The organism is Rothia santali, assembly GCF_024199905.1.
Lineage (GTDB): Bacteria > Actinomycetota > Actinomycetes > Actinomycetales > Micrococcaceae > Rothia > Rothia santali.
This window is the reverse complement of record NZ_JANAFB010000030.1, coordinates 18,089-38,514: the sequence shown is the minus strand read 5'-3', so window position 1 is coordinate 38,514 and position 20,426 is coordinate 18,089. Positions and strand designations below refer to the sequence as shown.

General features: G+C 72.8%; 20 protein-coding genes. 9 read left to right on the top strand and 11 right to left on the bottom strand.

Annotated features, from left to right (window positions below; genetic code table 11):
- Nucleotides 1-48: 48 nt before the first annotated feature.
- Nucleotides 49-576: an ImmA/IrrE family metallo-endopeptidase gene (locus tag NBM05_RS11495; protein ID WP_254167493.1), complete on the bottom strand. Its 528-nt coding sequence runs from the start codon at nucleotides 574-576 to the stop codon at nucleotides 49-51.
- Between the two features lie 417 nt (nucleotides 577-993).
- Between NBM05_RS11495 and NBM05_RS11490 the strand changes: the two genes are divergently transcribed.
- From NBM05_RS11490 to NBM05_RS11480, 3 genes are all read left to right on the top strand, one after another.
- Nucleotides 994-2,295: an MFS transporter gene (locus NBM05_RS11490; protein ID WP_254167501.1), complete on the top strand. Its 1,302-nt coding sequence runs from the start codon at nucleotides 994-996 to the stop codon at nucleotides 2,293-2,295.
- Between the two features lie 104 nt (nucleotides 2,296-2,399).
- Nucleotides 2,400-3,443 carry an NAD(P)-dependent alcohol dehydrogenase gene (locus tag NBM05_RS11485; protein ID WP_254167491.1) on the top strand — a complete coding sequence of 348 codons (1,044 nt, stop codon included), beginning with the start codon at nucleotides 2,400-2,402 and terminating at the stop codon, nucleotides 3,441-3,443.
- Between the two features lie 13 nt (nucleotides 3,444-3,456).
- Complete coding sequence (locus NBM05_RS11480) at nucleotides 3,457-4,437, top strand: AraC family transcriptional regulator (protein ID WP_254167489.1); 981 nt, start codon at nucleotides 3,457-3,459, stop codon at nucleotides 4,435-4,437.
- Between the two features lie 82 nt (nucleotides 4,438-4,519).
- On the opposite strand, the gene NBM05_RS11475 is transcribed toward NBM05_RS11480, so the two are convergent.
- Both NBM05_RS11475 and NBM05_RS11470 read right to left on the bottom strand, forming a co-directional pair.
- Nucleotides 4,520-5,113, bottom strand: a complete 594-nt coding sequence (locus NBM05_RS11475) for a TetR/AcrR family transcriptional regulator (protein WP_254167487.1) — start codon at nucleotides 5,111-5,113, stop codon at nucleotides 4,520-4,522.
- Nucleotides 5,114-5,501: 388 nt separating this feature from the next.
- Complete coding sequence (locus tag NBM05_RS11470) at nucleotides 5,502-6,821, bottom strand: glycosyltransferase 87 family protein (RefSeq protein ID WP_254167485.1); 1,320 nt, start codon at nucleotides 6,819-6,821, stop codon at nucleotides 5,502-5,504.
- A 268-nt stretch (nucleotides 6,822-7,089) separates the two neighbouring features.
- Here NBM05_RS11470 and NBM05_RS11465 point away from each other — a divergent pair, with 268 nt between their 5' ends.
- Complete coding sequence (locus NBM05_RS11465) at nucleotides 7,090-7,443, top strand: hypothetical protein (RefSeq protein ID WP_254167476.1); 354 nt, start codon at nucleotides 7,090-7,092, stop codon at nucleotides 7,441-7,443.
- On the opposite strand, the gene NBM05_RS11460 is transcribed toward NBM05_RS11465, so the two are convergent.
- Entirely contained in the window at nucleotides 7,433-7,933 is a 501-nt protein-coding gene (locus tag NBM05_RS11460; protein WP_254167474.1) for a DUF456 domain-containing protein, read from the bottom strand. The two genes, NBM05_RS11465 and NBM05_RS11460, sit on opposite strands and share 11 nt — an antisense overlap.
- A gap of 251 nt (nucleotides 7,934-8,184) precedes the next feature.
- Between NBM05_RS11460 and NBM05_RS11455 the strand changes: the two genes are divergently transcribed.
- Together NBM05_RS11455 and NBM05_RS11450 are read left to right on the top strand one after the other, a co-directional pair.
- The gene (locus tag NBM05_RS11455) at nucleotides 8,185-8,838 is read left to right on the top strand and encodes a transglycosylase SLT domain-containing protein (protein ID WP_254167466.1); all 654 of its coding nucleotides are present in this window, start codon (nucleotides 8,185-8,187) and stop codon (nucleotides 8,836-8,838) included.
- Between the two features lie 383 nt (nucleotides 8,839-9,221).
- Nucleotides 9,222-10,187, top strand: coding sequence for a sulfurtransferase (locus tag NBM05_RS11450; RefSeq protein ID WP_254167464.1), 966 nt, complete (start codon nucleotides 9,222-9,224; stop codon nucleotides 10,185-10,187).
- Nucleotides 10,188-10,225: 38 nt separating this feature from the next.
- Here NBM05_RS11450 and NBM05_RS11445 read toward each other — a convergent pair whose 3' ends face one another.
- From NBM05_RS11445 to NBM05_RS11425, 5 genes are all read right to left on the bottom strand, one after another.
- The gene (locus NBM05_RS11445; protein ID WP_254167462.1) at nucleotides 10,226-11,500 is read right to left on the bottom strand and encodes an aminotransferase-like domain-containing protein; all 1,275 of its coding nucleotides are present in this window, start codon (nucleotides 11,498-11,500) and stop codon (nucleotides 10,226-10,228) included.
- Nucleotides 11,501-11,512: 12 nt separating this feature from the next.
- Nucleotides 11,513-12,586, bottom strand: a complete 1,074-nt coding sequence (gene speB / locus NBM05_RS11440) for an agmatinase (protein WP_254167460.1) — start codon at nucleotides 12,584-12,586, stop codon at nucleotides 11,513-11,515.
- A 109-nt stretch (nucleotides 12,587-12,695) separates the two neighbouring features.
- Entirely contained in the window at nucleotides 12,696-13,451 is a 756-nt protein-coding gene (locus NBM05_RS11435) for a fructosamine kinase family protein (protein WP_254167452.1), read from the bottom strand.
- A gap of 123 nt (nucleotides 13,452-13,574) precedes the next feature.
- Nucleotides 13,575-14,537, bottom strand: coding sequence for an IolE/MocC family protein (locus tag NBM05_RS11430; RefSeq protein ID WP_254167450.1), 963 nt, complete (start codon nucleotides 14,535-14,537; stop codon nucleotides 13,575-13,577).
- A gap of 194 nt (nucleotides 14,538-14,731) precedes the next feature.
- Nucleotides 14,732-15,298, bottom strand: a complete 567-nt coding sequence (locus NBM05_RS11425; protein WP_254167448.1) for a helix-turn-helix domain-containing protein — start codon at nucleotides 15,296-15,298, stop codon at nucleotides 14,732-14,734.
- Between the two features lie 282 nt (nucleotides 15,299-15,580).
- Between NBM05_RS11425 and NBM05_RS11420 the strand changes: the two genes are divergently transcribed.
- Nucleotides 15,581-17,218: a thiamine pyrophosphate-binding protein gene (locus NBM05_RS11420; RefSeq protein ID WP_254167446.1), complete on the top strand. Its 1,638-nt coding sequence runs from the start codon at nucleotides 15,581-15,583 to the stop codon at nucleotides 17,216-17,218.
- 102 nt (nucleotides 17,219-17,320) lie between these two features.
- Nucleotides 17,321-18,241: an AEC family transporter gene (locus NBM05_RS11415; protein ID WP_254167444.1), complete on the top strand. Its 921-nt coding sequence runs from the start codon at nucleotides 17,321-17,323 to the stop codon at nucleotides 18,239-18,241.
- 25 nt (nucleotides 18,242-18,266) lie between these two features.
- On the opposite strand, the gene NBM05_RS11410 is transcribed toward NBM05_RS11415, so the two are convergent.
- The gene (locus tag NBM05_RS11410) at nucleotides 18,267-19,211 is read right to left on the bottom strand and encodes a phosphoglycerate dehydrogenase (RefSeq protein WP_254167442.1); all 945 of its coding nucleotides are present in this window, start codon (nucleotides 19,209-19,211) and stop codon (nucleotides 18,267-18,269) included.
- Nucleotides 19,212-19,357: 146 nt separating this feature from the next.
- Nucleotides 19,358-19,843 carry an SRPBCC family protein gene (locus tag NBM05_RS11405; RefSeq protein WP_254167441.1) on the bottom strand — a complete coding sequence of 162 codons (486 nt, stop codon included), beginning with the start codon at nucleotides 19,841-19,843 and terminating at the stop codon, nucleotides 19,358-19,360.
- A 102-nt stretch (nucleotides 19,844-19,945) separates the two neighbouring features.
- Between NBM05_RS11405 and NBM05_RS11400 the strand changes: the two genes are divergently transcribed.
- Complete coding sequence (locus tag NBM05_RS11400; RefSeq protein ID WP_254167438.1) at nucleotides 19,946-20,263, top strand: putative quinol monooxygenase; 318 nt, start codon at nucleotides 19,946-19,948, stop codon at nucleotides 20,261-20,263.
- Nucleotides 20,264-20,426 lie beyond the last annotated feature (163 nt).

Sequence of the window (20,426 nt, the reverse complement as noted above, 5' to 3'; positions counted from 1 at the left end):
GGGTGTCACCCGGGGAGCCCCGACCCGCGGGGACGCCGTCGGAGCGGCTCAGACGGCGGCCGTCAGCCGCTTCCGGGCGTCCGCGCGCCCCACCGAGTCCATGCGCCACCCGGCCATCATGGAGGTGACGTCGAAGGTCTCGCAGATCTGGTCCATCTCCCGCCCCGCGTCCAGGTGGGCCAGGAAGTCGCTGCGCGGCATCAGCAGGGCCTGGGCGAACTGGTGGGCGAACAGGTAGTCGGGATCCGGGGTGAGCCCGCGGCTCAGGGACCGGCTGTAGGTCATCTCGTGCTTGAGCATCGTGTTGAGGACGAACATCCCCAGGAAGTAGGCGCCGCAGTATCGCTTGTTCTGCGGCGAGAGGGAGGCGTTGACGGTCACCGAGACGGTGGCGTAGCGCCGCTTGTCGAGGCGGCCGTAGAGGCTCTGCGCCATCTCCTCCTCGCGGGAGACCAGGCCGAGCAGCTCGGCGATCCGGAACGGATCGACCGGGATCCGCCGGTTCCAGTACAGGTCGAGGAGCTTCTGCGCCTCCTTCTCGGCGAAGCGGATGCGCTGCACGGTGTGGCTGTTCATGGTGTGTCCTCCCGGATGTTGCCTGCTCCTGCGTCTGACCCTCGCCGTCGTCACCCGTTCCGTGTCGGCTCGGGATGGATCCCGCGTCCACCAGGACGGATCGGATCTGCGGCGATAACCATTAGCCTATCTAATAGTTAGACGATCTACCAATACCGTCATCGCGTCGACCCGGGGAGAGTGCGAAGGACGGCACCCGAGGCATGGGGCCGGGCGCACCCCGCCGGTCAGATCGAGCCCCGGATCAGAGTGCCGAGGATCCGGAACACGACGCATGAAAGTACCGGAGGTCCGGGAACGCGGCGCTGGTCCGACCACCCCGCCCCTGGGAGGCTCGAGGGGTGGCCGCCGGCAGGGCGCCGGCGCCCGCACCTCCGATCCCCGCCCGGGGACGATCCGTACGAAGGAGTGCCCGTGATGCTCGGAATGCCCAAGCGCCTGCTCTTCGGCTACCTCGCCCTCGCCGTCTTCATGGCCGGGGACGGCTTCGACCTGACCTTCCTCTCCCGCTACCTGGTGGTAGAGCACGGCTTCACCGGCACCCAGGCCGGGATGGTCTTCACGGTCTACGGCTTCGTCGTCGCGGTCTCGGCCTGGACGACCGGCGTGCTGGCCGAGACCTTCGGCGCCAAGCGGCTCATGCTGCTGGGCGGCGTGCTGTGGATCGGGCTGCACCTGCTCTTCGTGACCGCGGGGCTCGCGAGCCCGGGCGCCGCGATGCTGACCTACGGCCTGCGCGGCGTCGCGTACCCCCTGTTCATGTACTCCTTCGTGGTGCTCATCGCGCAGAGCGTGGAGCCCGGCCGGCTGGCGTCGGCGATGGGGTGGTTCTGGGCCGCCTTCTCGATCGGCCTGGGCTCCCTCGGGGCCTTCATCCCCACGCTGACGATCCCGCTCGTGGGGGAGCTCGGGACGCTGTGGCTGGCCCCCGCCCTGGTGGGGATCGGTACTCTGATGTGCCTGTTCCTGGTGCCCGGCCCGCCGCCCGAGCAGGACCTCTCCCGCCGGCTGACCGGGTCCGCGCGGGCGCGCGAGCTGCTGCGCGGCGTCACGATCCTCGCCGAGCGACCGCAGATCTCCCTGGCCGTGGTGATCCGGATCCTGTGCAACATCACCCTCTACGGCTTCCCGATGATGATGCCCCTCTACCTGACCGGCCAGCTCGACGACTCGCGCCCCTGGTTCAGCCAGGCCGAGTGGATGAGCCTCTGGGCGATCATGAACACCATCACGATCGTGGCCAATGTCGTCTGGGGACGCCTCGGGGACCGGTACGGGTGGATGCGGCAGATGCGCTGGTTCGGGTTCGGCGGCATGGCGGTCTCGGCCCTCGCCTTCGGTTACGCTCCCCACCTGTTCGGCGGGAGCTTCCTCGCGATGCTCGTGGCCGCCGTGATCTTCGCGTGCTCGGTCACCGCCTTCGTGCCGATGGGCGCCATCTTCCCCGCCCTCGCGCCCGAGCACCGCGGCGCGGCGATCTCCGCCCACAACCTCGCCTCGGGCCTGACCACGTTCATCGGGCCGGGCATCGCGACGCTGTTCCTGCCGCTCATCGGCTCCCTCGGCGTCATCTGGGTCTACGCCTGCCTGTTCCTGCTGGGCACTGCCGTCACGTTCTTCATCCGGCCGCCCCAGCCGGGGATCACGGACGACGCCGGGCGCCCCCTGCCCGCCCGGGAGCGCGCGGCCGCCCGCCGGGGCACCTCCGTGCTGGCCTGAGGGCCGCCCGTCGCCCCGACCACCACCCAGTCACCCAGGCACCCAGGCACCCCATCGATACCCATCACCACCCGGCGGGCCTGCCCGCCCAGGAAGGACCGACCATGACCGAGACGCTGAAGGCCGTCGTGCTGCGAGAGCGCGGCCGCATCGAGATCGACGACGTCCCCGCCCCGGGCGCCCCCGGACCGGGAGAGGTGCGCATCCGCATGCACACCGTGGGCATCTGCGGCTCCGACGTGCACTACTACACCGAGGGCCGGGTCGGCCCGTTCGTGGTCGAGGCGCCGATGATCCTGGGGCACGAGGGCTCCGGGACCGTGCTCGAGGTGGGGGACGGCGTCGGGCACCTCGCCCCGGGCGACCGGGTGTGCATGGAGCCGGGCATCCCCGACCCGCGCTCCCGGGCCGCGCGGGAGGGGATCTACAACGTGGACCCGGCCGTCCGCTTCTGGGCCACCCCGCCGGTGGACGGCTGCCTCGTCGAGGAGGTGCTGCACCCGGCGGAGTACGTCTTCAAGCTCCCGGAGGGCCTCTCCTACGCGGAGGGCGCCCTGATCGAGCCGTTCGCCGTGGGGATGCAGGCGGCCACCCAGGCGCGGCTGCGGCCGGGCGACGTCGCGGCGGTGGTCGGGTGCGGGACCATCGGGATCGTGACCGCGCTGGCCGCGCGCGCCGGCGGGGCGAGCCGGGTGTACGTCAGCGACGTCGCCCCGGAGAAGCTCGCGCTCGTGGAGGGGCTGGCCGGGATCGTGCCGGTCGACGCCTCGGCGGAGGACCTCGGCGAGCGGGTCCGCCGGGACACGGACGGCTGGGGGCCGCAGGCCGTCTTCGAGGCCTCGGGGGCCGCGGGCGCCTACCGCGGGCTGTGGGAGCTGCCGGCGCCCGGCGGCACGGTCGTCCTGGTCGGGATCCCGGCCGGGCCGGTGCCCCTCGACGTCGCCGCGGCGCAGACGCGGGCGCTGCGGGTCGAGTCGGTCTTCCGCTACGCCAACGTGTACCGGCAGGCGATCGACCTGGCGGCCGGCGCTACGGTGGATCTGTCCCGGTTGGTCACCGCGACCTATGCGCTCGACGACGCGGTGGCCGCCTTCGAGCGCGGCGCCGAGGGGCGCCCCACCGACACGAAGATCCAGATCAGGGTCTGACCCAGGAGGAGCCATGGCCGCACCGAGCCCCCGGGCCGACGCCGGACCCGAACCCGGGCCGGCCGGCTTCGGTGCCGGATCGGCCGACTTCAGCTCCGGGCCGGCCGGCTTCGGCGCGGGACCGGCGAGCTTCGGCGCGGCCGAGCGCGAGCTGGTCCCGCTCGACTCCGCGAGCGGCCTGCGCTGGTTCCAGCACGACCACCCGCACCCGCTCGGCCGCTGGCACCACCATCCCGAGATCGAGGTCCACCTGATCACGGCCTCCACCGGGACGGCGCACGTGGGCACGGCGGTGCGCGTCTTCGAGCCGGGCAGCCTCTACCTCGTGGGCGGCGGGCTCCCCCACCACTGGGTGAGCTCGCTGCGGCCGGGCGAGACCGTCCCGGGCCGCGACCTCCTCCTGCAGATCGACCCCCTGCTCCCCGCGCGTCTGACCGCGATCCTGCCGGCCCTCGGCGCCCTGGAGGGGCTGCTCGACGACGCCGCCCACGGGCTCGAGTTCACCGGCCCGACCCGCGAGCGCGCCGCGTCGATCCTCGTCTCGATGCGGGACACGACCGGGATCACCCGCTTCGCCGCGGCCATGACGCTGCTGAGCACCCTCACCACGGCGCCCCGGGAGGACCGCGAGGTCCTGGACCCGCACCACGCCAGCCGGGCCCTGCCCCGCCGGGAGAACGAGCTCTTCGACCGCGCCCTCCACTACGTCCACGCGCACCTGAACGGGCCGCTGCGGATGGACGACGTCGCCCGCGAGCTGACCATGTCGGCGTCGGCGGTCTCGCGGCTCTTCACCCGCGCGACGTCGGTCGGGTTCTCCCGGACCGTGACGCGGCTGCGGGTGACCGAGGCGTGCCGGCTGCTGCGCACCACGGACCTGCCGGTGGGCGAGGTCTGCTGGGAGGCGGGCTTCGCCAACCTCTCCAACTTCAACCGGCGCTTCCGGGAGGAGACCGGCGTGACGCCGCGGGAGTACCGGGGCGCCGCGTCGTGACGGTGCGGGGGGGGGGCACAGGGCCCGTGTCGTGGCGGCCCGGGAGGGCGGGGCTGCCGCGTCGCGACGCCCCCGGCGTCGCTCATCCCCGGTCGGTCGCGGCCCCCACCAAGGAGAGGTGGAGCGCCCGCAGCATCTCCCGGTCGGCCTCCCCCTGGGCCCGGGAGAGCCTGCGAGCGATGTTGATCGTGGAGCCCAGGATGATCTCGACCTCGGCCGCCTGGGCGCTGCCGGTCAGCGTGCGGCCGAACATGGCCGGGAACCCGGTGACGATCCTCGCCCGCAGGAGGGTGGTGAAGTCGTGCATGAGGTCCATGAAAGCGGGGATGAACAGCGACTCCGACTCGAAGAGGAGCTCGTAGACGGCGTCGTTCCGGTCGGCGAAGTCCGCGAAGGCGTCCAGCAGGAGCAGCGCCTGATCGGCGCTGCCGCGGCCGTCCGCCTCGACGAGGTCGAGCGCCTCCAGGAAACGCCCCGAGTGCAGCTCGAGCGCCCTCTCGTAGATCTCGGCCTTGCTGCTGAAATACCGGTACAGAAGCGGTTTGGAAACCCCGCAGCGGCTCGCGATCTCGTCCATGGAGACGGCGTCGTACCCCGCTTCCGCGAAGCACTGGACCGCTACCTCGATAATGCGCCGCATCTTCTCCGAGCGCGCAGCCTGGCTATGCCTGGGCACCTGGCATTCCTTTCGACACGGGAGTGGCGCGGTCGTACAGACCCTGCGTCGTCCCCGACTCCAGCCCTCGCCGCACCGGCGGAGGCACCCCCACTGCTACCACTTCGTCTGTGAAACGGTCCAGTTATTCTACATCCATAGAATGAAATGCGTCACATCTATGACAAGAGGGGTCGGAGCATTCGGAGAAGGCGTTCTGGAATACCCGGCCGGGGTTATTGGAGTCGGCCGAACACACGATGCGGAGGCGATTGTTTCCGGGCGGGAGAGATTCCCGGCCGGGGCGCCGTGGGGCGCTCCGACCAGGACGACGGGCCCTTCCCGCGGACCCACCGGGATGACGGGCCCTTCGGCCGGCCCGCAGCGGTCCCGCGTGACCCCTCGGCCCTCAGCGCGCGAGCGACTCCCACCGGATCGGATCCGTGACGGGCTCCCGACGCCGGCGCCACACGCCCCAGATCCACAGGCACGTGAAGAGGAACAGGCACAGGATGGGGATCGCGGAGACCACCAGCGGGACGGTGTCGATGTAGTCCAGGTACTCGGTGGAGCCGTAGAGCGCGACGCCGATCCACATCGGCGAGATGTAGAGCCCCACGAAGCCGATCCACGCGAGGACCAGCGCGATCCGCCGCTGCGGGCCGGGGTGGGAGAACACCCAGGGGAACGCGTCGAGGCACGCGGCCGTCAGGATGATCGGCAGCCACGTGTTGTGGTGCGACCAGGAGATCGGGGACATCTGCAGCATTAGGAACGCGGTCAGCGCGACGACCGACATCCGCATCCGCCGCTTCTCCAGCACCGGGATGGCGGCGGCGACGCCGACCAGCAGCACCGCGATCAGCACGTACATGGCAACCTTCAGCACGTCGCCGGTCAGGCCGAAGTGCATGAGCCAGCCCTGGATCGAGATGTTGTCCAGGTAGTTGATGTTGCCCACCCGCGACGGGTCGGAGACCGCGTGGGTCCAGAACTCGACGGCCTGACGCGGCAGGAGCAGGAAACCGAGGCCGACGGTCGCCGCGAAGGTGATCCCGAGGGTGATCAGCCCCTTGAGGTCCTTGCGCATCAGCAGGATCAGCCCGAAGGCCAGCGGCGTGAGCTTGATGCCGCCCGCGATGCCGATGAACAGCCCGCGCGGCACGCGGGTGGCCGGGCGGACCAGGTCCCACAGCACCAGCAGCATGATCAGCGGGTTGATCTGCACCAGCCCCAGCCCGCGGCGCCACGGGCCCGAGAGGCAGATCAGCGCGGTGAGCAGGGCGATCGTGGTGGTGCGGCCGAGCTTGTCCTGCAGCGGCAGCTTCCGGCCGCGGGCGTTGACGTAGTCGACGATCAGCGTCGAGATCCACCAGGCCACGGCCATGGAGAACAGGACCATGATCGCCACGCCCACCTGCGAGGGGATGAAGGCGAAGGGCAGGAGCAGCAGGGCCGCGAACGGCGGGTAGGTGAACGGCAGGTAGGAGTCCGCGGTGAGCTGGATGAGGTTCCGCTCGTAGAGGTCCAGGGTCATGCCGTCGTTGCCGAAGATCGTGGTGGCGCCGGCGCGGTAGACGGTGAAGTCCAGCCCGCCGACCGTCATCGCGTGCCAGAACTGCCCGCCCAGGACGGCGACGACGACGATCCACGCCACGACCTGCCAGGACCGGCGCGGCGTCGCGCGGGTGCCCTCGTGCGAGCCGGGGGCTGCGGTGGCGGGGCTCATCGGGTCCCTCCCGAGGAGTCGGTCCCGCGGCCCTCGGCGGCGCCGTCCGCCGGCTCGCCGCCGCGGGGTCGATGCGGTCCGCTGCCCGCTCTTCGCCGCTGGGGTCGGCGTCGCCGCCCGTCGGCGCGCCGTCTCGGGACTCGGCGCCGCCCTGGGCGCCCTTGGGCTTGGCCACCAGGTGGGTGGGCCCGGCGCCGGCGACTCGACGGCGACGACGCGGCGTCCTGCCGACCTTCTCCGCCTTGGCCTTCTTGGGCATCGCGGTGATGTGCAGCGCGACGGTGACGGCCAGCAGCGCGAACGCGACGTAGTAGATGATCGGCTGCGGGTACAGCGCGAAGATGCTGCCCACCTGCCCCGTGACGCTGAGGATCAGCAGCAGGAACCCGAGCACGGTGATGACCACGTGCGTGCGCCCGAAGCGCTCCGAGTCCTTGGTGCGGAAGCCCAGGTAGATCGCCATGAGGGCGAACAGGACGGGGAAGAAGATCTGCCCCGAGATGGTGATGGCATCCGCGAAGTACGCGAACTGGCCCAGGGCTTGGATGATGGCCGCGGCGGCGAGGGTCAGGGACGCTGGCAGAGATTTCACGCAGGCCAGTCTATCGACCTCAGGCGGTGATGAAGTACGTGAGCGCGGCGAGGACGAACACGGTCCCGGCGGCCAGCCCGCACGCGAGCTCGACGATCAGGCCCAGGCCGGCCGCCTTCAGCGCGGCCCACGAGGAGCCGAGCGCCGCCCGGGGGTCCCGCTGCCGGTGGAGCTCGAAGAGGAACAGACCCACGACGAAGCCCAGGATCAGCCCCAGCACGGGCAGCACGAACATGCCGACGACGGCGCCCAGCGCCCCGAACAGCAGCGAGCGGTTGGGGATCCGCCGCCGCCTCATGGCGCGCCCGGTGAGCAGCAGGCTCGCGGACAGGCCGATGGCCGAGAGCCCGCCGCCCAGCCCGAGCATCCACCACCCCTCGGGCGCCTGCACGACGACGGCGAACACCACGGCCGCGACGATGATGAAGATCGAGCCGGGCAGCACCGGGAAGATGATGCCCAGCAGCCCGATGACGATGAGGATGGCGGCGACGATGGTCGCGAGGATCGCGGCGGTCATGGGGCCATGCTACGTGGGGGACGACGCCGGGCGGGCGGCGCGGCCGGGCGAGGACGCGCCGCGGAAAGAGCACGGCGCCGCGCGGTGCGACAGGCAGGCAGGGTGACCACGGCACCGCACGGCGCGATGAGCAGGCGGGGCGACCGCGGTACCGCACGACGCGATGAGCAGGCGGGGCGAACACGGCACCGCGCGTCTCGCGGGTCGGGACGTCGCTGTCAGCCAGGGGTCCCCGCGATACCCTAAGCACGATGAGTAGTTCGCCGAAGAGCCCCGCGGAGACCGCATCCGCCGCGTCCGCGTCCGCCGCCGGGGCCACGAGAAGCCGGCCCGGGTCCGGGACGCCCGGGGGCGGCGTCGTGCGCGGGGTCCTCGACCACTGGCAGGTGCTGGGGGCCCTGGCGCTCCTGCTGATCGGCTCGGTGGGGTTGTGGAGCGAGTACGAGTCGCGCCGCTGCGTCGTCGTGCAGGGCACCGAGCCGATCCCCGACGAGCTGCTGGACGACATCGAGGCCGCGTCCGAGGAGTCGGGCTTCCCGGTCTCCGTGCTGGCCGCCCAGCTGGAGGCGGAGAGCAGCTGGAACCCCCAGGCCCAGTCGCGCGCCGGGGCCATGGGCATCGCCCAGTTCACCCAGGACACCTGGGACGTCTGGGGCGCCGGCGACCCGATGGACGAGGAGGACGCGATCGCCGCGCAGGGCCGCTTCATGGCCTTCCTGCGCGAGGAGCTGGGCCCCCTCGCCGGGTCGGAGGACGAGCTGACCCGCTACGCCCTGGCCGGTTACAACGCCGGCCCGAACGCCGTGCTCGACGCCGGCGGCATCCCGCCCTACCCCGAGACCGAGAACTACGTGGAGCGGATCCAGCGGCTCGCGACGGAGAAGTACACGACTGTCTGCCGCTGAGCCCCGCAGGCGAGAGGGGCGACGCCGTCGGGGGCCCCGCCGGCCGGGCCCGGGCGGCGTCGGCGGCGAGAACGCCGATTTCGGATGATGTCCACCTCTGAGCTCGCGATTTTCGGAGCTTTCCTTCCGATCATCGTGGGGCCGGGGCCGGGGGTCGGGAGCTGGGGTCGGGTGGAACCTACCGATCAACGGAAGGAAAGCTCCGAAAATCCCTAGTACGCCGCACCCTCGCTAAAGACCCCGCGCGACACGCCGAGCGCGCGCCCGGCCCTCCTTGCCGGAGCCGCGCCGCTTCCTCCTCCCCGCCTCTCCATCGCTCCGTCTTCATGGAGCCGCGCCGCCCGCCCCTCCCCGAGGGACCGCCCGAGCGATAGGTTGGGGGCATGAGCCTGAACTTCCCGTGGATCGTCTCCGTCGACCAGCTCGATCGCCTCGCCCCCGCGCCCGGCCCCGCGTCCGACCCCGCCGTCGGCGCCCCGGATGCCGTGGGTTCCGGGGGAGAGGCCACGGATGCCCCCGTCCCCAGCGGGGGCGCCCCGCACGCGGGGAGGGAGGCCACGGACCCTGTCCGGGTGGTCGACGTCCGCTGGTACCTCGACGGTCGCTCCGGCGCCGCCGCCTACGAGCGCGGGCACATCCCCGGCGCGGCGTTCGTGGACCTGGACACCGTGCTCGCCGCGCCCGCCTCCCCCGCCGAGGGCCGGCACCCCCTCCCCGACCCGGCGGACTTCGCCCGCGGCATGGAGGCGGCCGGCATCACCGACCGGACGCGCGTGATCGCGTACGACGACGCCTCGGGCGCCTCCGCCTCCCGGCTCGTGTGGATGCTGCGCGCCACCGGGCGCACGGCCGCCGTCCTGGACGGCGGCATCCAGGCCTGGACCGAGGCCCACGGCGAGGACGCCCTGCGCTCCGGCCCGGAGGAGATCGCGCCCGCGGCGCCCGGCGGCTTCACGCCGGTCGCCGTGCACCCGGGATGGCTCGCCTCGATGGAGGAGACGGCCGCGGCCGCCGCCTCCGGGGAGCCGGTGGTCGACGCGCGGGCCCCCGAGCGCTACCGCGGCGAGACGGAGCCCATGGACCCGAGGGCCGGCCACATCCCCGGCGCGCTCAACGTCTTCCACCGGGAGAACGTCGGGGCCGACGGGCTCTTCGACTCCCCCGCGGGGATCTCCCGGCGGTTCGCGGAGGCCGGCGTCGCGGGCGACGCCGCCCCGATCGTCTACTGCGGCTCCGGGGTCACGGCGTGCCACGACCTCGTCGCGCTCGAGGCCGCCGGGATCCACGGCCGGCTGTACCCGGGCTCCTGGTCCCAGTACGCCGCGACCGACCGGCCCCTGGAGACCTAGCCGGGCCTCGCCGGACGAGGCCTCGTCCGGCGCCGGCCCTACAGCACGCTCGCCAGGCGGCGCACGCCCTCGGCCAGCGTCTCCGGCTCGCCGTTGGAGTATGCCAGGCGCAGGTTGACCGCGCCGGTGGGCACCTCCGGGGCCCGGCCGGCCGCGTGGGCCGCGGCGTCGTCGTAGAACGCCGTGCCGGGGACGAAGACGACGCCGGCGTCGATCGCGGCCGGCAGCGCCTCCGCGGCGTCCGGGTGGCGGCCGCCTTCGGGCAGCGTCAGCCACGTGAAGAAGCCGCCCTCGGGCACGGTCCAGTGCGTGCCGGCGGGCATGTGCCGCTCGCACGCGGCGAGCACCGCCTCGCAGCGCCGGCGGTACAGCTGCGCGGTGCGCTGGGTGTGGGACTCCCACATCCCCTCTCGCATGAAGCCGAGCACCAGGCGCTGGGAGAGCACCGACGGGCAGATGGTCACGGCCTCGGCCGCGATCTGCAGGAACTTCCGCACCCGCGGCGGCGCGATCATCCAGCCCACGCGCACGCCCGGGGAGAAGATCTTGGAGAAGCTGCCCAGGTAGATCACGGAGTCGGGGTCGTAGGAGTGCAGCGAGCGGTGGTGCTGGCCGTCGAAGCCCAGCTGGCCGTAGGGGTTGTCCTCGACCACCACGACGTCGTGCTCGCGGCAGACCCGCACCAGCTCGGCGCGGCGGTCGTCGGCCAGCGTCACGCCGGTCGGGTTCTGGTAGTTGGGGATCGTGTAGAGGAACTTGACCCGCTTGCCCTCGGCCTCCAGCTCGCGGATCCGGGACTCGACGGCGGCCGGGTCCAGGCCGGCGTCGTCCATCTGGACCTGCTGGACCTCGACCTCGTAGCCCTCGAACACGCCGAGCGCGCCGGTGTAGGTGGGACCCTCGGTGAGGATCACGTCGCCCGGGTCGGTGAACAGCTTGGTGACCAGGTCAAGGCCCATCTGGGAGCCCGCGGTCAGCTGCACCTCCTCCGGGCGGGGGCGGCTGCCCTCGGACTCCATGAAGTCGCAGACCAGCTCGGCCAGCTCCTCCAGGCCCGCGCCGGAGCCGTACTGGAGGACCTCGAGGCCCTCCTCCGCGATGATCTTCGAGGCCATCTGCCCGAGCTCCTCGAGCGGGAGCAGCTCGAGGTCCGGGTTGCCGCCGGCCAGGGAGATGATCCCCGGGCGCATCGACACCTCGAAGACGTCGCGCACCGGCGAGGGGCGGAAGCCCGCCGCCCGCGAGGCGAAGCCCCGCATGAGCTTGGCGTCGGCGCCCGTGGCGCCCTGCATGAGTTCCTGGATGCTGACCATGTGGTCCCTTCCTTACGCGCCGTAGCTGTTCTTGGCCTCGCCGTACGCGGGGCCGTCCGGGGACGCGCCCGCGCCGAGGGCGATGAGGCTGATGAAGTCGTAGACGATGTGGGCGGCCGCGATGCCGGTGATCTCGGCGTGGTCGTAGACCGGGGCGACCTCCACGACCTCGGCGCCCACGACGTTGCTGCCGCGCAGGCCGCGGATGATCTCGAGGATCTCGCGGCTGGTCGCACCGCCGGCCTCGGGGGTCCCGGTGCCGGGGGCGTGCGCGGGGTCGAGCACGTCGATGTCGAGGGAGAGGTAGAGCGGGCGGTCGCCGATGCGCTCGCGCAGCAGCTCGACGACGCGGTCCACGCCCAGGCGGTAGATGTCCGCCGAGGAGACGATGCCGAAGCCGAAGCGGGCGTCGTCGTCGAGGTCCTGGGTGCCGTACAGCGGGCCGCGGGTGCCCACGTGGGAGACGGCGTCGGTGTCCAGCAGCCCCTCCTCGAAGGCGCGGCGGAACGGGGTCCCGTGGGTGTACTCGGCGCCGAAGTAGGTGTCCCAGGTGTCCAGGTGCGCGTCGAAGTGGAGCAGGGCGATCTTGCCGTGCTTCTTGTACAGGTTGCGCAGGTTGGGCAGGGCGATCGTGTGGTCGCCGCCGATCGAGACGAGCCGGGCGCCGTCCTTCGTCAGCTCGTGGGCGCCGGCCTCGATGGACTCCAGCGCGTCCTCGATGTCGAAGGGGTTGCCGATGACGTCCCCGGCGTCGGCGACCTGGACCCGCTGGAACGGGGAGACGTTCTGCGCCGGGTTGAAGGGGCGCAGCAGGCGCGAGGCCTCGCGCACGTGGTTGGGGCCGAAGCGGGCGCCCGGGCGGTAGGAGACGCCGGCGTCGAAGGGCACGCCCGCGACGACGACGTCGGCGCGCTCCACCTCGTCCAGGCGGGGCAGGCGCGCGAAGGTGCCCTGGCCGGCCCAGCGGGGGACCTGGGCGGCGTTGACGGGGCCGACGTTCTCGCGGCCGTCGGGACCGGCGGCGACGACGCGCTCGGCGTCGGCCGAGAAGCTCGCGCGTGAGCCCTGGGACGGGGTGTTGCTCATGGGATCCTCCGTTGGTGATGAGACCTGTGCCATACGACTGTTTTCCATTATGCAACAAAAGTTTTGTAATGGAACCCGCGTCGCGCGGCGCCCGGGAGGACCCCGCCGCTCAGGCGTACCGGCGGGCGATGGACAGCGCCTGGTTGACGTACCCGCCGCCGAAGAGCACGGCGTGCAGCAGGACCAGGTGCAGCTGGTGCAGCTCCACGCGCTCCTGCCAGCCGGGCTCGAGCGGGCGGGCCTGCTCGTAGCCGGCGACGATCTCGCGCAGGTGCGGGGCGCCAAAGAGGGCGAGGGCGGCGAGGTCGTCCTCGCGGTGGCCCCCGTAGGCCATCGGGTCGATCAGCACGGCCTCCTCCGGGGACCACAGGACGTTGCCGGCCCAGAGGTCGCCGTGGATGCGGGAGGGGGCGTCGTCGTCGTCGAACTCGCCGGCGCGCAGGCGCTCGCACAGGCGGTCGAGGAGGGCCCGGTCGGCGGGGTCGAGGCCGGAGAGCCTGCCCGCCAGCGGCGCGACCCGGGCCGCGGCGTACATCCGCCCCCAGGAGTCCCACGCGCCGAGCTGGAGGGGGATCTGCTGGCCGGCGGGCCCCTGGAAGCCGTCGTTGCGCCACCCTTCCGGGGCGGCCCCCCAGGCGGGCGCGCCGGCGTCGTGCGTCATGGCCAGGCCCTGGCCGAACGCGCGGGCCGCCGCCTTGGAGGGGGCCGCCTCGGCGATGCGCTCCAGCTCGAGGCCGTCCTCCGTGACGCCCAGGACCCGGCAGACGCGGGCGCCCCCGGACTCCTCGGCCGCGGTCAGCCACTCGAGGCCGGCGCGCTCCCAGCCGGCGGCGCTTCCGGACGTGTGCTTGATGAAGGTCTCCATGCCACCGGTCTACCATCTGCGGGCGGGCGGGAGCAGGGCCGGGGCGAATCCGCCGGTTCGTGACCGGGCCGGGCCGGGCGTGCGGACAGGACGGGCCGGGGCGGGCGCCCGGCGCGTCGGAAGCTACTGGTAGGTGACCACCCACGGCTTGGGCTGGACGGCGTAGGTCTGCTCCGGGGTGAGCATGGGAGTGTCCTCGTCGTAGAAGTTCTTCCAGGACATGGCGATGCCCTCGGGCAGCCCCTCCTGGAGCGCGTTCCACGTCTCGGTCTTCAGGTCCGGGGAGCCGTGGCCGTCCGCGTGCAGCGTGAGCGCGAGCTCCGGGTGCGAGACGTCCAGGGTCTCGCGCTCGGTGATCATCGAGTGGGTGAACTGGTGCAGGACCACGAGCTTCTGGGGCAGACCCTCCTCGGCGGTCAGGGCGGCGACGTCGTCCAGGGTCTCGTTGATCTCCGCCGCGGAGACGGTGCCGATCTGCTGGAGCGGCACCTGCCCCGGGGCCAGGCGCCACTCGGGGTCGAGCCCGACGCCGACGTTGGGGTCCTTAAGCTGGTCCGCGTACCGCGCCACCTGGTCCGGGAAGGACTCGAGGCCGGGCTGGAAGTCCAGGACGACGTAGACGCCGTTCTCGCGGGCCTCCTTCAGCAGCGGCTCGAGGTCCTCGGGGGCGACCTTGGCCGAGTAGTCGCCGTCGGGACCCGGCTCCGAGGAGGCCACCGTGGTGATGACCTCGAAGGCGGGGATCACCTGCTCCTCGCTGTAGGGCTGGTACTGGGCGGCGAGGTCCTTGACCCGCCGGACCGACTCGGCCGGGCCCTGCTCGCCGAGCACGCCCAGGGACGGGTTGCCGGGGGTCCCGTAGAGGGCCACCATGCGGCGGTCCGGGAAGACCTCGCGGCCGCCGCCGAAGATCTCCGCCTTTGCGGCGGCCGGGCTCGACGCCGAGGGGGACGGCGCGGCCTCGGAGGGGCCGGCGGTGCCGCCCTCGAACCCCCCGGTCCCGCCACCGTCGGGGCCGCTGGACTCGCCGCCGTCGGGGCCGGGGGACCCGTCCGCCCGCCGCGCCGGACCCGGCGGAGGGCCCACCGGACGACGTCGCGCCGGGCGAGGCCTGGCCGGCGTCGCCCTCCTGCGGGTCGCCGCCCGGGGAGCAGCCGGTGAGGACGAGCAGCGCGAGCGCCGCGGCGCCGGCGCCGAGCCGCAGGGTGGACGGGCGCGGGCGGGTGTTCTGGTGCATGGGAGCCTTCGAGAGGAGACGGGCGAACCTCCCACGCTACCGCTCAGCCAGCCACGAGCACCCACATGACCTCGGCGGGCTCCTCCCCCAGGTTGCGCCACGAGTGCGGCTCGCGGCCGCTGAACGTGACGGTGTCGCCGGACTCCAGCTCGTAGTCGCCGCCCGCGGTGCGGAGCAGGAAGTGACCCGAGATGACGTGGAGGATCTCCGTCTCGCAGTCCACCGTGTAGAGAGAGTCCTCCCCCTCGCCGCCCGGCTCCACGGTCGCGCGCAGCACCTGGGCCTTCTCGAGCTCCGGCGCGGAGACGAGGCGCTCGTGGATGCCGGCGCCGCCGAGGTCGACGGCGGGGGCGTCGTCGAGCCTCACGAGGCTGGTGGGCGGCTCCTCGAAGAGCGCCCCGATGTCCACGCGCAGGGCGCGGCAGATCTTGACCAGGGAGGTGACCGACGGCGAGGTCTGCTCGCGCTCGACCCGACTGATGAAGCCCTTGGTCAGCCCGGTGGCCGTGGCCAGCTGCTCGATGGTAATGTGGACGCGGAGTCGGTGGTTGCGCAGGCGGGCGCCCAGCTCGGGCTCCCTGTCCGGCTGCTGCACGGGCAATGGCTTCACGGGTCCGGGTCCTTTCTGGCGACCGCGAGGGGATACCGGGGATCCCGGTCCCGACGGCCGGGCGACGGCCTGCGGGCGGCGGGGCGCCCGTGACTCGATCCTACTCGACGTGAAAACTTTTGTTGTCTGGACCACAACCCGGGGCGCGGCGCGATGACGCCGGGGCGGGTCCGCCCGCCCCGCACCACGGGACCGCTCGCAATATGCCGGTGAGGTAACTATAGTTTCGTATTTGTATACTCTGGTGTGCCACGCACCACAGTGCATACGGAAGGAGACCACATGACCGCCCACGCCACCGAGGAGGCCGGGATGCAGACTCAGCCCCGCAGGAACGCCGGATACGCGATCATGGCCACGCTGCGCAACTACGGGATCGACACCGTCTTCGGCATCCCCGGGACGCATAACCTGGAGTTCTACCGGCACCTGGAGGAGCTGGCGATCAAGCCGGTGACGACCCGCCACGAGCAGGGCGCCTCCTACGGCGCCGACGGCTGGTCGCTGACCCGCGGGCTGCCCGGCGTCGTGGTCACCACCTCCGGCCCCGGCCTGCTGAACTCGCTCTCCGGGGCGGCCACCGCCTACGCCGAGTCCCGCCCGATGATCCTGCTCTCCCCCGGCCGCCCGCGCGGCCAGGAGTTCCGCGACATCGGCGCGCTCCACGAGACCAAGAACCCGACCGGGGCGGTCGGCGCGATCGTCGGCGTCTCCCGCCGGGTCAACTCCGCCCTGGAGGCCGTGGAGATGATCCACAACGCCTTCGTCTCCTTCAAGCACTCCCGCCCGCGCCCGGTCCACATCGAGGTCCCCCTCGACGTCCTGGAGGCCGAGGCCGAGTTCACCGACGCCGACCTGCAGGCCCGCCCGCTGGGCTCTCCGCAGCCGGCGCCCGCGCACGACGTCGCCCGCGCCGCCGAGCTCCTGGCGCAGGCCGAGCGCCCGCTCATCATCGCCGGAGGCGGCTCCCTCGCCGCCGGCGAGTCCCTCCTGGAGCTCGCCGAGCTGCTCGAGGCCCCGGTCATCACCTCGGTCAACGGCAAGGGCGCGATCCCGGAGAAGCACCGCCTCTCCCTCGGCGCGGACCTCCGCCTGACCGCCGCGCACTCCTTCTGCCGCGAGGCGGACGCAACGCTGATCGTGGGCTCCAAGATCGGCGAGGCCGAGCTGTGGGAGGGCGACATCCGCCCCGACGGCCCGGTGATCCGCGTGGACATCGTGCGCGACCAGATGCTCACCAACATCACCCCGGACCTCGAGCTGCCCGGCAACTCCGCCGCGGTGATCCCGCAGCTGGTCGAGGCCGTGGGGAAGGCCTCCGAGGGGCGCCCGGAGCGCGAGCGCCGCGACCTCCAGCCGGTCTTCGACGCCCTGGACGAGGAGGGCCGCGCGATCGCCCCCGAGCTCGCCCAGCTCAACGAGCTGATCATGGACGTCCTCCCCGAGGACACCATCATCTCCGGCGACTCCTCGCAGGTCACCTACATGGGCACGACGACGTTCTACCGCGCCCCGCGCCCCAACTCGCTGCTCTACATGGCCACCTACGCGACCCTGGGCTACGGCCTCCCGGCGGCCGTGGGCGCCAAGATCGCCGCCCCCGAGCGCCCGGTGGTCTGCCTGCTCGGCGACGGCGCGCTGATGTTCGCGATCCAGGAGCTGATGACGGCGGTCGAGCAGCGACTCGACCTGCCGATCATCTGCGTGGACAACGGCGGTTACGGCGAGATCCGGGCCAACGAGGAGGCCCGCCAGATCGCCCCGACCGCGGTGGACCTGGTCCAGCCCGACTGGGTCAAGCTGGCCGAGGGCTTCGGCGCGACCGGGTTCTCCGCGACCGTGGACACCCTGGCCGAGACGGTGACGAAGGCGCTGGGGACCAAGGGCCCGTCGCTGATCCACCTGCGCATCGACGCGTAGTCGGCGCCCCGGGCCGTCCGCCCTCCGGACGGCCCGGGCCCCGCCGCGGCGTCGGGCATAGAATCGCTGGGGAAGTCACCCGAGGCGATGTGAGAGGACCGGATGCTCGGCGTACTGGAGGGGTTTGCGATCATCGGCGTCGTGGTCGGCATCGGCTACGTCGTCGCCCGGGCCGGGGTGCTGGGGCAGAACGCCGGGTGGTCGCTGAACCGCTTCGCGTTCTTCGTGGCGCTGCCGGCCCTGATGTTCACGACCCTCTCCACCTCGGACCTCGGCGTCATCTTCTCGGCGCGCCTGCCGGTGGCCGCGTTCAGCTTCGCGGCGATGGCGGTGCTGTACGCGCTGATCGTTGGGCTGTTCCTGAAGCGGAAGATGGGGCGGGTCACCATGGGCGCCGTCGGCGCCGGGCTGCTGAACTCCAACAACATGGGCCTGCCCGTGGCCACCTACATCTTCGGCGACCCCACCCAGGTCGCGCCGATCCTGCTCTTCCAGCTGGTCATCGCGACGCCGCTGTGCCTGGCGATCCTCGACATCGTGGCGCACGGGCGGATCTCGGTGCGCGACGTCGTGACCCAGCCGTTCCGCAACCCGCTGATCATCGGCTCGGTGCTCGGCGTCGTCGTCAACGCCCTGGGGTGCCAGGTGCCCGAGGTCGTCTACGAGCCGCTGCACCTGCTCGGCGGGGCGGGCATCCCGGTGGTCCTGATCGCCTTCGGGATGTCGCTGCGCGGGAACCGGCCGCTCGCGGTGCCGGGGCAGCGCGTGGAGACGCTGCTGGCGGTGGGGCTGAAGGTCGCGGCCATGCCGGTCGCGGCGTTCCTGCTCGCGAACTTCGTCTTCCACCTTCCGCCGCACGACCTCTTCGCCGCGACCGTGCTGGGCGGGCTCCCGACGGCGCAGAACCTGTTCAACTTCGCCGCGCGCTACAACCAGGACGTGAGCCTGGCCCGGGACATCGTGCTGCTCTCGACCATCGCCTCCGTGCCGGGGCTGCTGGTCATCTCCGCGATCATGGCCTGACGACGCCGCTCGACCCGGCCGCCGCTCACATCGCGTTGCGGAGCTCGCCCCCGCCGCGCAGCGCCTCGACGTTGTGCCCGATCAGCTCCTCGGCGCCCACGGGCCGGTTGCCCGCGGTGTGCGGGGTCAGCAGCAGGTTCGGGGCGTCCCACAGCGGGTCCCCGGCGGGCAGCGGCTCCCGCGCGGTGACGTCCAGCGCGGCGCCGCCGATGACCCCGTCCTGCAGGGCGGAGATCAGCGCCGCCTCGTCCACGGTGGTCCCGCGGCCCACGTTGACCACGTAGGCCGTGGAGGGCAGGGTCCGCAGCACCGCGGCGTCGAGCGCCCCGTCGGTGCCCTCCCCCGAGGGCAGGACCATGATCAGGACGTCGGTGCGGGCCAGCAGCTCGTCCTTCTCCTCGGTCGCGACCACCGGGTAGCCGTGGCGCTCCCCGGTCGAGCGGGCGATGCCGCTGACGTGCGCGCCGAGCCCCGTGAGCAGCGGGGCGAGCGTGGCCCCGATCGAGCCGAAGCCCCAGATCGTGACCCGCGCCCCGAGCAGCGTGGTCAGCCGGTCGGCCGGGTGCAGCTCCTGCGGGCCGGTCAGCTCCGCGGCCCAGCGCCGCTCCCGCTGGTACTCCCCGAGCCGCGGCAGCGAGCGCACCAGGGCCAGGACCAGGGCCAGCGCGTGCTCGGTGACCGTGCGGTCGTGCAGCCCGACGCCGGAGCACACCGCGGCCTCGTCGCGGAAGCCGGCTCGGGCGATCTGGTCGGGCCCCGCGGCCAGCGACTGGACGAGCCGCACCGAGCCCATGCGCGCGGCGGCGTCGGCGAGCTGCGCGTCGGTGTTGCCCCAGGCCACCAGGACCTCGGCGGCGACGTGCTCCTCGGGCAGCGGCGCGGTCGGGTCGTAGCGGGCGGCGACGTCGTCGGGCCCCAGGGGGAGCCGGGAGTCGTCCAGGGCGATGGAGGTGGGGAGCAGGATCTTCACGGTGTCTCCTCGTCGGGGCGTGGTTCGGTGGGCGTCTTCGGGGTGCCGGGTGCGGCGGGGGGCCCCCCGGGTCTGCGGGTCGGCGCCGGCCGCGCCCGGCGGCCTCGGCATGCGGGGGCGGGCGGCGGCGCGGCGGGCGCTCCCGGCTACGGGCGGGCGAACGTGCGGTGCAGGGCGGCCAGGGAGCGGGCGATGCCCTCCCGGTTCCGGCGGAAGGCCCCGCCCAGGCGGAAGGCCCGGGCCAGCGGCAGGCCGAGGGCGCGCGCGCCGGAGGCGTCGAAGGTCTCGCGCACGACGACGTCGTCCCCCGCGGGCTCCATCTCCCACGCCCACGTGTGCCCGGTGGGCATGCGCCAGGCGAAGGCGCGGTCCCGCTCGGCGCGGACCACGTGCGCGGTGATGGTGTACGGGATGCCGTAGAGGCGCATGAACTGCGTGGTGGCCTCGCCCTCCCCCGGGCGCTCGGGGCCGCGGACCTGGTGGCGGACGGTCCCGGCGCCGTCGAGCTCGTGGTGGCGCCGCGGCTGGGAGACCAGCTCGTAGACCTCGGCGGCCGAGGTCCCGCTCAGGGTCGTCTCGGCGCTGATCACGTCGCGGGAGGTGGGCAGGAATCTCACGAGGGGTTCGCTCATGGCCCCATCCTCTCACCCGCGCCCGGACGGGGTGATGTGCCACCATGGGAGGGAAGGCGGCGCCCGGCGCCGCGGACCCGCGTGACCGTAGAGAGGACCCCCATGATCTCGATCATCGTCAAGTTCAAGGTGAAGCCGGAGCACGCCGAGTCGTGGCCCGAGCACGTCCGCGAGTTCACCGCGGCCACCCGCGCCGAGCCCGGCAACAAGTGGTTCGACTGGTCCCGCAGCCTGGAGGACCCGAACGAGTACGTGCTGCTGGAGGCCTTCGACGACGACGCCGGCGAGGCCCACGTGAACTCCGACCACTTCGCCAAGGGCCTGGAGACCATGCGCCCGCTCCTCGCGGAGACCCCGCGCATCATCTCGCGCCAGGTCGAGGGCGAGGGCTGGGACACCATGGGCGAGCTCCAGAAGTAGCCCCGTGACCTCACCGAACCTGGATCCGTCCGGGACGGGGACGGGGCCCGACGCCGCCCGGTCCGGCCCCACGGGCGCGCCGCCGGAGGAGCCCCCGCGCACCGGCCCGGCCGGTCCCGCGCGCGAGCCCGACGACGCCCTGGCGCCCCACGACTCCGAGTCG